The 9,644-nt window shown below is 71.1% G+C and carries 7 protein-coding genes; 5 read left to right on the forward strand and 2 right to left on the reverse strand.

Going from position 1 to position 9,644, the window contains the following annotated elements; translation table 11 throughout:
- Positions 1-3 precede the first annotated feature (3 nt).
- From ACR4XJ_RS08075 to ACR4XJ_RS08095, 5 genes are all read left to right on the forward strand, one after another.
- Complete coding sequence (locus ACR4XJ_RS08075; protein WP_434754741.1) at positions 4-2,082, forward strand: hypothetical protein; 2,079 nt, start codon at positions 4-6, stop codon at positions 2,080-2,082.
- Complete coding sequence (locus ACR4XJ_RS08080; RefSeq protein WP_434754742.1) at positions 2,079-2,690, forward strand: hypothetical protein; 612 nt, start codon at positions 2,079-2,081, stop codon at positions 2,688-2,690. Before ACR4XJ_RS08075 ends, ACR4XJ_RS08080 begins: the two co-directional genes overlap by 4 nt.
- A gap of 2 nt (positions 2,691-2,692) precedes the next feature.
- Positions 2,693-3,205 carry a virion core protein, T7 gp14 family gene (locus tag ACR4XJ_RS08085; RefSeq protein WP_434754743.1) on the forward strand — a complete coding sequence of 171 codons (513 nt, stop codon included), beginning with the start codon at positions 2,693-2,695 and terminating at the stop codon, positions 3,203-3,205.
- Between the two features lie 73 nt (positions 3,206-3,278).
- Entirely contained in the window at positions 3,279-5,216 is a 1,938-nt protein-coding gene (locus ACR4XJ_RS08090) for a tail fiber protein (protein ID WP_434754744.1), read from the forward strand.
- Positions 5,216-5,491 (forward strand): hypothetical protein, encoded by a 276-nt coding sequence (locus tag ACR4XJ_RS08095; protein ID WP_434754745.1) that lies wholly within the window; start codon positions 5,216-5,218, stop codon positions 5,489-5,491. The genes ACR4XJ_RS08090 and ACR4XJ_RS08095 overlap by 1 nt, the downstream gene beginning before the upstream one ends.
- 64 nt (positions 5,492-5,555) lie before the next feature.
- Here the strand turns inward: ACR4XJ_RS08095 and ACR4XJ_RS08100 are convergent, their stop codons facing one another.
- On the reverse strand, positions 5,556-7,577 hold the full coding sequence (locus ACR4XJ_RS08100; RefSeq protein ID WP_434754746.1) for a methyl-accepting chemotaxis protein: 2,022 nt from the start codon (positions 7,575-7,577) through the stop codon (positions 5,556-5,558).
- A 178-nt stretch (positions 7,578-7,755) separates the two neighbouring features.
- Positions 7,756-9,354 carry a DUF438 domain-containing protein gene (locus ACR4XJ_RS08105; protein ID WP_434754747.1) on the reverse strand — a complete coding sequence of 533 codons (1,599 nt, stop codon included), beginning with the start codon at positions 9,352-9,354 and terminating at the stop codon, positions 7,756-7,758.
- Between the last annotated feature and the right edge of the window lie 290 nt (positions 9,355-9,644).

The following is a 9,644-nucleotide window of genomic DNA, read 5'->3' on the forward strand; positions in this document are numbered from 1 at the left end:
CCCATGGCCCGCACCACCCTGATCCAGAACAGCTTCAACGCGGGCGAACTGTCGCCCCTCATGGCCGCGCGGGGCGACCAGGCCCGCTACTCCAGCGGCTGCCGCGTGCTGCGCAACATGCTGCTGCACCCGCACGGCCCTGCCTTCCGGCGGCCGGGGCTGCGCTTCATGGGGCCGTGCGCCGACGAAACCGCGCCGCCCCGGCTCATCCCCTTCGTGTTCAACGAGGAACAGGCCTACGTGCTGGAATTCGCGCCGGAACGGCTGCGGGTGTGGTGGCGCGGCGGGCTGGTGCTGGCCGAAGGGGGCGCGCCCCTGGAGGCGCAGACCCCCTACGCGGCGGAACACCTGCCCACGCTGCGCTGGTGCCAGTCGGCCGACGTGCTCTACCTGGTCACGCCCCATGCCGCCCCGCGCAAGCTGGAACGCCACGGCCACGCCGACTGGCGGCTGGTGACGGTGGACTTCGGCCCGCGCGTGGCCACGCCCACGGGGCTGCGCTCCACGGGCGCGCCGTCCGGGTCGCGCCAGCACCGCTACGTGGTCACCGCCGTGTCCGTGGACACCGGCGAGGAAAGCCTGCCCACGGCGGAACTGAGCGTCGCCGCCGGGACTCCGGCGGACGGATCCCCCGTGAACCTGGCCTGGAACGCGGTGGAGGGGGCCAGCGAATACCGCGTCTACAAGGCCGGGGGCGGGGCCTCCGTGTACGGGCTGCTGGGCACCGCCTCCACGGGCGAGACCTATGCCGACACCGGCCGCACGCCCGACTTCGCCGAAGGGCCGCCCGAGCACCGCAACCCCTTCGAAGGCGAGGACGACTACCCCTCGTCGGTGCAGTTCTGGCAGCAGCGGCTGTGCTTCGCGGGGTCGCGCAGCCACCCGCAGACCATCTGGGCCAGCCGCACAGGCTGCTACGAGAACATGGACGTCTCGCGCCCGCTCCAGACCGACGACGCGGTCACCGTGACCATCGCCTCGGAAACGGTCAGCGCCGTGCGCTGGATGATGCCCGCCCGCAAGCTGCTGGTGGGTACCGGCGGCGGCGAATGGACCCTTTCCGGGCAGGGCAGAGAGCCGTTCTCGCCCCTGTCCTGCCTGCTGGAGTTCCAGTCGGCGCGCGGCTCGGCCGAACTGCCGCCCCTGGCCGTGGGAGACGGGGTGCTGGCCGTGCAGCGCGGCGGCCGGGCCGTGCGCGATTTCCGCTACAGTCTCGACGTGGACGGCTATTCCGGCGCGGACCAGACCATTCTGGCCGAGCACATGCTGCGCGGCCGCAACATCGTGGACTGGGCCTACCAGCAGTCGCCCCATTCGGTGGTGTGGTGCGCCATGGACGACGGCTCCATGGCCGGGCTCACCCTCATCGCCGAGCATCAGGTGGCGGGCTGGCACCGCCACGAGACCGGCGGCGCGGTGGAAGCGCTGTGCGTGGTGCCCGGACCGCCGTCCGACCCCGCCGGGGGTGACGAACTGTGGCTGGTGGTGCGCCGCGATGTGGACGGCGCGCAGCGGCGGTACATCGAACGGCTGGACCCGGCCTTCGAGGCGGACACCCCGGCGGCGGCGTTCTTTGTGGACTCTGGCCTGTCGTACCAGGGGCCGCCCGTGGCCGTGCTGGGCGGGCTGGAACATCTGGAGGGGCGCGAGGTGTCCATCCTGGCCGACGGCTGGGTGCACCCGCCGCGCACCGTGACCGGCGGACGCATCGAACTGGACCGCCCGGCCTCGGTGATCCACGCCGGGCTGCCGTATGCCAGCGACCTTGCGCCGATGACGCAGGAGTTCGTGGCGGGCGACGGCCCCACCCAGGGCCGGGTGCGCCGGGTGGGCCGGGCGCGGGTGCGGCTGTACCGTTCGACCGGGTTCAAGGCCGGGCCAGACGCGGACCACCTGCGCGAAGTGCTGTTCCGCACCGCGCAGGACCCGCCGGGGCAGGCGCTGCCGCTCTTCGACGGCGACCGCGAGGTGACCCTGGACGCCCGCCTGGGCACCCAGGGCGGCCTGCACGTCCGGCAGGACGACCCCCTGCCGCTGACGGTGCTGGCGGTGATTAGCGAGGTGGAGGTGGGCGAGGCATGAGCGCGCGTCCGACCTCCACCACGGGGGCATCCCCATGCCCGCCGCCCCTGCGCACGGGGTTCGTCCGGCGCGGCGCGGACGGGCCCGCCCGGCTGCGCGTGGTCCCGGCGCGCCGCGAACACCTGCATGAAGTGCTGCCCCGCCTGCGCCCGCGCGACCGGGCGGAATTGGATGCCCTTGGCCCGCGCGGGGCCGTGGCCGAGGCGGCGCGGGCCTTCGCCCTGTCGCCCCTGCGCTGGGCGGTGCTGCGCGGCGGACGCTGCGTGGCCCTGTTCGGCGCGCGGCCATTCCCCGGCATGCCGGGCACGGCTGCGCCGTGGCTGTTCGGCACCCCGGCGCTGGATGCGGAAGGCCGGGCGCTGGCCCGGCTGGGACCGCTGTTCGCCGCGCGCATGCGCGCCGTCTGGCCCCGGCTGCTGAACATGGTCCACGCCCCGGCCCTGGCGCAACGTCCGGCCACGGCGCGCTGGCTGGCGCGGTGCGGATTCTCCGTGGCCGCGCGCGCCATGCCCCTGGGGCACGGAGGCGCGCTGTTTCACCCTTTCACCTCCGGCGTTTTTCTTGCGGCCAGCTTCGCGCCGGAACAACCGACCAACACAGGAGGATGACCATGTGCGGACTCGTTCAGGCCCTGGCGGCTGCGGCCATTCTGCAGGGCGGTTACACCCTGATGGACATGAACCAGGATTCCCGCGCGGCCAAGGCCCAGCAGGAATACCAGGCGACCACCCAACGCAACACGGCGTTGCAGGCCCGCTACCAGATCGAGGAGACGCAGCGCGACGCCGAGCGCACCGAACGGGCGTTGCAGCGCCAGGCGCGTTCGCAGCAGGCCAGCGTGCGCTCGCTGCTGGCGGCGTCGGGCATGGATGCGGGCTCGGGCAGCGCCCTGGACGTGTTGCAGGACCAGTCCACCGCCGCCGAGGCGGACGTGCTGGACGTGCGGCGGCAGTCGGAGCGGCGGCAGCGCGCCCTGGAGTACCAGGCCGCCGGGGCGGACAGCCGCGCCTCGCTGCTGCTGGACATGGCCAACGACCCGTGGACGCAGGTGCGCCAGGGGTGGCGCAGCGGCATGATCATCGGCAACACCTTGCAGGGCGCGCGCGGCGTTCTGCTGGCATGACCGGAAGGCCCCCCAAGGCATGTGACGGGCGCGCCGTGGAAACGCGGGCGGCGTCCAAGCGAAGGAGACGGCAATGACCATCGTATCGACGAACACCGTCGAGCATTACGCCGGAGACGGCGTGCAGACGGACTGGCCGGTGACCTTTCCGTTCCTGCGGCCCGAGGACGTGCGGGCCGTGGTGAGCGGCACCGGCGGCGACAGGGTGCTGGCCTACGGCACGGACTACACGGCCGCCGCGCTGCCCGGAGGCGGGGGCAGCGTGACCACCATACCGGGGACGCCGGGCGCGCCCGGCATGGTGGGCGCGGGCGAACAGCTGACGCTGTGGCTGGACCAGCCCTTCACGCAGGAGATGGACCTGCGCAACACCGGCGTGCTGGACGCGGAAATGCTGGAGCGCGGCTTCGACCGGCTGACCCTGATGGCCCAGCAGCTGCGCGAGGAGGTGGGCCGCTGCGTCAAGGTGCCGCTGACCGACCAGACCACCCGCACCGACGCCCTGCTGGCGGGCATCACCGTCAACGTGGGCCGTGCCGAGGTGGCGGCCCTGAACGCCGGGAGCCGGGCGGCGGACGCCGACGCCGGGGCCGGACGGGCGGAGGCGGCCCGTGACGGGGCGGAAGCCGCCCGGAGCGGAGCGGAAACGGCCCGTGCCCAGGCCGAGGCAGCCCGCGACGAGACGGCGCAGGCCGTGGCCTCGGCGCGTGAGGACGTGGTTGCCTCCGCCGCCTTCGTGCCCATCGGGGCCATCCTGGACTTTCCGGTGCACACCGTGCCCGCAGGCTTCCTGACCTGCGCCGGGCAGACCGTGACGCGCGAGGCGTACCCGGACCTGGTGGCCTACCTGACCGGCGATCCGCTGGCCCTTTCCGCCATCCTGCCCGACCTGCGCGGCGAGTTCCGGCGCGGGGCGGACCTCGGGCGCGGCGTGGACGCCGGGCGCGTGCCGGGCAGCGCGCAAAGCGCACTCTTAGGTTCTCACTCGCACACTATTGGCCCGTACCCGATTACAGCAGGCTCGTCCAACACGAACACCAACATAAGGTGGAGCGGCCTCAATACCGTACAACATTCCGCTATCGGTGGCGTTACTGGAAGCACTGGCGGGACCGAAACCCGCCCCCGCAACGTGGCCGTGGTGCCGTGCATCAAGGCGTACCACGCGCCCATGGCCGCCGCGCCGGTGGGCCTGTCCGGCGTGCTGGCCCGCCTGAACGCCATCGAAGTGTCCGGGGCCGAGGCCAAGCAGCCCCAGACCATCCTGCGCTGCCGCATGGGCGCGCCACTGGCCGCGCCGTTCCACGACCTGGCCCTGCCGGACTTCCTGTCGTTCTCCGGGCTCACGGTGACCCTGCTGGCCGACCCGGCCAATCCCTTCGGGGTGTGCTTCGGCAACGGCGGCACCAGCGTCGCGTCGGAACTCACGGACAACCTTGCCGTCACCCTGCCGGGCGCGGCGGCGACGTACTGGCTGTACGTGGACCGTAATCCGGATACCGGAGCGCTGGCGCTGGGCGGTACGGCCGATGCCCCCGAATACGCCAACGCGCGACGCGTTGGCGTGGGCGACTGGTACAGCCCGGCGGAGAACATCATGCGCCGCGCCGAAGGCGCGCAGACGCAGCGTGTCTACGTGGGCAAGGCCGTGGTGGGCGGCGGCGCGGTGACGGCGGCGGTGCCGTTCCACCACGGCGTGGAGGCCGTGATACCCATCAACAATGGCGGATATCTGGCCTCTGCGGCACAGTACACGCACCACAATCCGCTCGGGGTTCCGCTGGCGGATTTTCCGGCGGTGGAGATCCACGACGCCACCGCCGGGAGGTGGATCACCACGGGCACCACGCGGACCAGTTCCGAGGATGTGGGGTGTTACGGGCAGGCGCACGCGGGCGACGTCATCCTTTTCCGGACCTTCGCCAACAATCGTTTCTGGTGGAACGTCGCCGGCAGCCCTCTGGCCTACACGACGACATACTCGCGCATGCGCTGCAGGAGGGCCTTCTGATGCGACACTATGGCATTGTCGGAACGTCGGAACTGTACGCCGTGGCGGCAGGGCTGGAACACGTCCTGCCCGCCGGGGCGGTGCCCGTGGACGAGGAACGCCCCGCGCCGGGCGCGGTATTGCAGCCGGACGGCACGTGGCGGATGACGCCCGAGCCGCCGCAGCCGGAACCGCTGGACCTGAACGGGATCAGCTACGCCCAGGCCGATGCCGTCATCCGCGCCGCAAGCGTGGAGGATTTGCGGCTGGCCGTGCTGGACGTGCTGGGACTGTAAAGCGCGGGGCCGCCGTGCCACCGCAACGGAAAGGCCCCCGGCGTGTGCCGGGGGCCTTTGTGCGTCACTTCATGGCGTCCATCAGCCGCCGCAGGGCGGCGGCCTGGGCCGAAAGCTCGGCGATGGCGGTTTCCGCCTCGGACATGCGCATGGCCGTGGCGCCGGAGATTTCGTTCACCTCGGCGATGATGCGGTTCAACTCGTCACCGGTGGCGGCCTGCTCCTCGGCGGCGGTGGCGATGGAGTTCACCTGGTCCGAGGCCTGCTGCACCGCCTGCACGATCTCCCGCAGCATGCCGCCCGCCTCGTTGGCCAGGGTCTGGCTGTCGGTCACGCCGCGCACGGCAACGTCCGTGGCCTCGGCGCTGCGCCGGGCAGAAAGCTGGATGGCCCCGATGGCGGTTTCCACCTCGCGGGTGGCGTTCATGGTCTTTTCGGCCAGCTTGCGCACCTCGTCGGCCACGACGGCGAAGCCGCGCCCGGCGTCACCGGCGCGGGCCGCCTCGATGGCCGCGTTCAGGGCCAGCAGGTTGGTCTGGTCGGCGATGTCGCTGATGACCCCCAGCACGTTGCCGATGTCGCTGGCCTGGGTGCCCAGCTTTTCCATTTCGCTGCGCAGTTCGCGCGAATGGCTGCCCAATCCCTCGATGGCCGAAACCACCTTTTCCACGATGTCCGCGCCCGATCGGGCGCGCTCGGCCATTTCCGAGGTGGTCCTGTTGGTGTCCGAGGCGTTGCGGGCCACCTCGCGCACGGTGGCGGCCATTTCGTCCATGGCCGTGGCCGATTCGGTGCTGCGCTGCAACTGCCTGTCGGCGCCGCGCGCGGCCTCGCCCACCCGGTCGGAAAGCTGGTCCGCCGCCTCGGCCACGGTGGTGGCGATGGCGTCGGCGTCGCGGGCCACCCCGGCGATGCGCTCGCTGCGTTCCCGCGCCTCCAGTTCGCCGCGCTTCACGCCGGTGATGTCCTGCCGGATTTCCATGTACCCCACCAGCGTGCCGTCGGGCTTGCGCACCGTGGCCGCGCGGGAATGGAAGTGGCGCGTCTCGCCGCCCAGCTGGCGGGTGAAGTCCAGTTGCGTCTCGGCCTCGTTGGTGCGGGCCAGGCGGTCGATGGGAGGCTCGGTGCCGTAGATTTCGGCCCCCTGGTAGTTGCCCAGCGGCTTGCCGATCAGGTCGTCCTCGGCGTGGCCCAGCAGGGTGCACGCCGCGCTGTTCAGGGCGCGGATGTTGCGGCGCGGGCCGGTGACGATGATGGGGTCGGGCACGCGGTTGATGATGGCCCGGTTGTAGGCCACCCGCTCGCGGATGGCGTCCACCATGTGGGTGATGGTTTCGTGCAGCTGGGCCATTTCCGCCGTGAAGCGGAACGACGTCCTGTGCTCGAAGTCGCCGTCGGCGATGCGCCTGCCGAAGTCGGTCAGGGCCGCCAGCGGGGCCTGGATGGTGCGGTACAGGCCCACGGCCAGCAGGCCGCCCATCAGCACGGCCACGGCAAAGGCCACGGCGGCGCCGGTGCGCAGCATGGTTCCGGTGTCGTTGGTTTCTTCCGCGTGCTCGCGGGTGGCCGCGGTGGTGGCCCTGGTCAGTTCGTCGATGGCCTGTTCCAGCTTGCGGGCCTGTTCGCGCCCGGCGTCGAAGCGGATGTTGGCCTGTTCGGCGGAGAGCCCGGCGGCCGGGGCCTCGCGGGTCAGGCCGGAGAAGGCGGAAAGATACGGCCCGCTCAGCGAGCGGATGGCGGCCACCTGGCGCAGCAGGTCGGCCAGTTCCGGCATGGCGCGCAGCTTGCGTTCGGCGTCGTCGGTGTGGGCGGCAAGGTCCGCGGCGGCCTTTTCGTGGCGGGGCAGGTAGCCGCGCAGCCGTTCCGCATTGGCGATGTTGAGCAGGGCGTCCTTTTCGTAGCGGCGCAACTGACTCACGTCGTGTTGCATGGCGTACACGGTCTCCTCCAGTTCCACGTGCTTGGAGACCAGTTCGTCCACCAGCGTGTTGATGTTGCCGAGGGCCAGCACCATGGCCACGCCCATGACCAGGTTGAGCAGGGTGAGCGCGCCAAGGCCGTAGATGAGTTTCTGGCGTATGGTCATCGAGTGTGCCCCCCGGAAGACTGCATGTTGACGAATGGTTGGCGGCGGTGCGCCGCGTGGTCATACGGGACTTGTTCGGTCGACTAGGACATAACTTTATGTGAATCGCAAGGGTTCGTACGGGAAAATGAAAAAGCCCGGCGGAGGCCGCCGGGCTTTCGGATACGGGACGCGCCGCTCAGCTCCATTCCAGCAGGCGGCGCTGCCCGGTCAGGGCGCGGATGTCCGTGACGTCCTGCGATACCTCCAGGCAGCCGAGGTAGGTTCCGTCGGTGTCGCGCACCGCGAAGTAGCGGATGTGCAGGAACCGCCCGCCCAGTTCGATCCAGAATTCGGCCGAATCCCGCTCGCCGCTCTTGAACCGGGCCAGGATTTCCTCGACCATGTGCACCGACTTGGGCGGATGGCAGTTGCTTACGTTGCGCCCGATCACCGCCGCGCTGCGCGGAAAGATGCGGTGCGGCACGTCGGAATAGTAGGCCACCCGGTCGTCGGCATCCACGAAGCTGAGGTCCACCGGCAGGCTGCGCAGCATCTGGTTGAGCACGCTGGGGGCCAGCGCGCCGGTGTCCAGGTTCACCAGTCGCGCACCCGCCGTACCGGGAACGCCCGTCACTCCCGTCGCCCCCATCACAGGGACGGCCTGCGGCGTCCATTCGACGCCGGGCGTCACCCAGGCGTAGCCGATTTCGTCCTCGCCGTGGCGCACCCGCGCCCACTGGGCCTCGCTCAGCGATTCCAGGGCCATGGGGAAGAGCACCTTCTCTTCCTTGTACACCATGTCCTTCACGGCCTCGGCCGCGTCGCGCGCGGCCAGCGCGGCCGCCGTGGCGGCCAGGTTTTCCAGGGCCGCGCGGGCGGCCTTGAACAGGGAGCGGATGTCGTCGTGCACCTCCCACATGACCTTGGGCGGGGCCTCGATGCCGTTTTCCTCCAGCAGGGGGAACAGCTGGTTTTCCTTGCGGGTGTAGTGCACCTCGATGCGGGCCAGGTCTTCCAGCAGTTCCTTGACGTAGCGGCTGCTGAACGACCAGGCCATCTCGTCGACGGGCGAGGTGCGGTCGCCGGGGGTGCGGTGCATGCGGTCCACCTGGGCGATGATCTCGTCGGCCAGTTCCATGGCCTTGGCGTTCTCGTCCATGTAGGTGCGCACCGGGTGCCCGGCGGGCGCGGAAACCGCCGGGGCCTCGTCCAGCGCGCCCTTGAACAGGTCCACGTGCAGCGAGCACAGGCGCTTTATCTCGGTCTCGGGCAGCCCTTCGGCCACCATGGCCTGTTCCAGCCGGGCGATGTCCCCGCCGGAGATGTCGCCCACGGCGGCGGCGAAGCGCGCCTTCAGCCCGGCCGGGTCCGCCCCGGCGTGCAGTTCGCGGATGAGTTCCTTCAGGGTGTTCATGCGCGCGGCGTCGGAAAGGGGGGATGCGGGCGCCGCGGATGCCTGTCCCGCGTCGCATGGCGTGCCGCAGGTGGCGGCGCAGGGCGACGCCTCCGCCTCGGGGGCGGGCTTGGCGGCGGTGCCCGGCGCGCCCTTGGGCACGATGGTCACGGCCTCGGTGGAATGGTCCAGCACGCCGCGCGCGATGTGCAGCATCAGGCCGTTGACCTCCAGCCCGGCGATGTCCGCCGCCTGCTGCAACGTGGCCACCCGGCCCAGCGTGTTGCGCAGCAGCGGATTCTTCAGCTTGGCGAAGGCGGGTGCGAAGTCGGCCAGCACGTCGATGAGGTAGGGACGTTCGGTGACAAGTTCGTGTATGGACGTGGACGGGGCGAGATGCATGGGGCCTCCCGTGGGGTTTCGTGTGGTCCGGCATGAACCGGGCGCGGCTGCGCCTGTGCGCCGGGCCTGTGCGTTCATCATAGGGCCGGGCGCGGCCATGCGCCGTGACGGGCGTCACGCCGACCAGCATAGCACGGATGTTTCCGGAGCGGCAGGGGGGCGGGGCGCACTAGGTGGCGCTCCGGAATGCCGCCCCCGCGCACTGGACAAAATCCTCGCGGTCTGCAAAAGCACAAGGGCCGCGTTTCGTCGGCATATCCCCGAACACGGCGAACGGAGCCGTTTCCGCA

Source organism: Nitratidesulfovibrio sp. D1 (assembly GCF_051133415.1).
GTDB lineage: Bacteria > Desulfobacterota > Desulfovibrionia > Desulfovibrionales > Desulfovibrionaceae > Cupidesulfovibrio.

Excerpts from the sequence above, each read along its gene's own strand:
- ACR4XJ_RS08085 (WP_434754743.1), top strand. The coding sequence starts at position 2,693 with ATGTGCGGACTCGTTCAGGCCCTGGCGGCTGCGGCCATTCTGCAGGGC.
- ACR4XJ_RS08095 (WP_434754745.1), top strand. The coding sequence starts at position 5,216 with ATGCGACACTATGGCATTGTCGGAACGTCGGAACTGTACGCCGTGGCG.
- ACR4XJ_RS08105 (WP_434754747.1), bottom strand. The coding sequence starts at position 9,354 with ATGCATCTCGCCCCGTCCACGTCCATACACGAACTTGTCACCGAACGT.
- ACR4XJ_RS08075 (WP_434754741.1), top strand. The coding sequence starts at position 4 with ATGGCCCGCACCACCCTGATCCAGAACAGCTTCAACGCGGGCGAACTG.
- ACR4XJ_RS08090 (WP_434754744.1), top strand. The coding sequence starts at position 3,279 with ATGACCATCGTATCGACGAACACCGTCGAGCATTACGCCGGAGACGGC.
- ACR4XJ_RS08100 (WP_434754746.1), bottom strand. The coding sequence starts at position 7,577 with ATGACCATACGCCAGAAACTCATCTACGGCCTTGGCGCGCTCACCCTG.
- ACR4XJ_RS08080 (WP_434754742.1), top strand. The coding sequence starts at position 2,079 with ATGAGCGCGCGTCCGACCTCCACCACGGGGGCATCCCCATGCCCGCCG.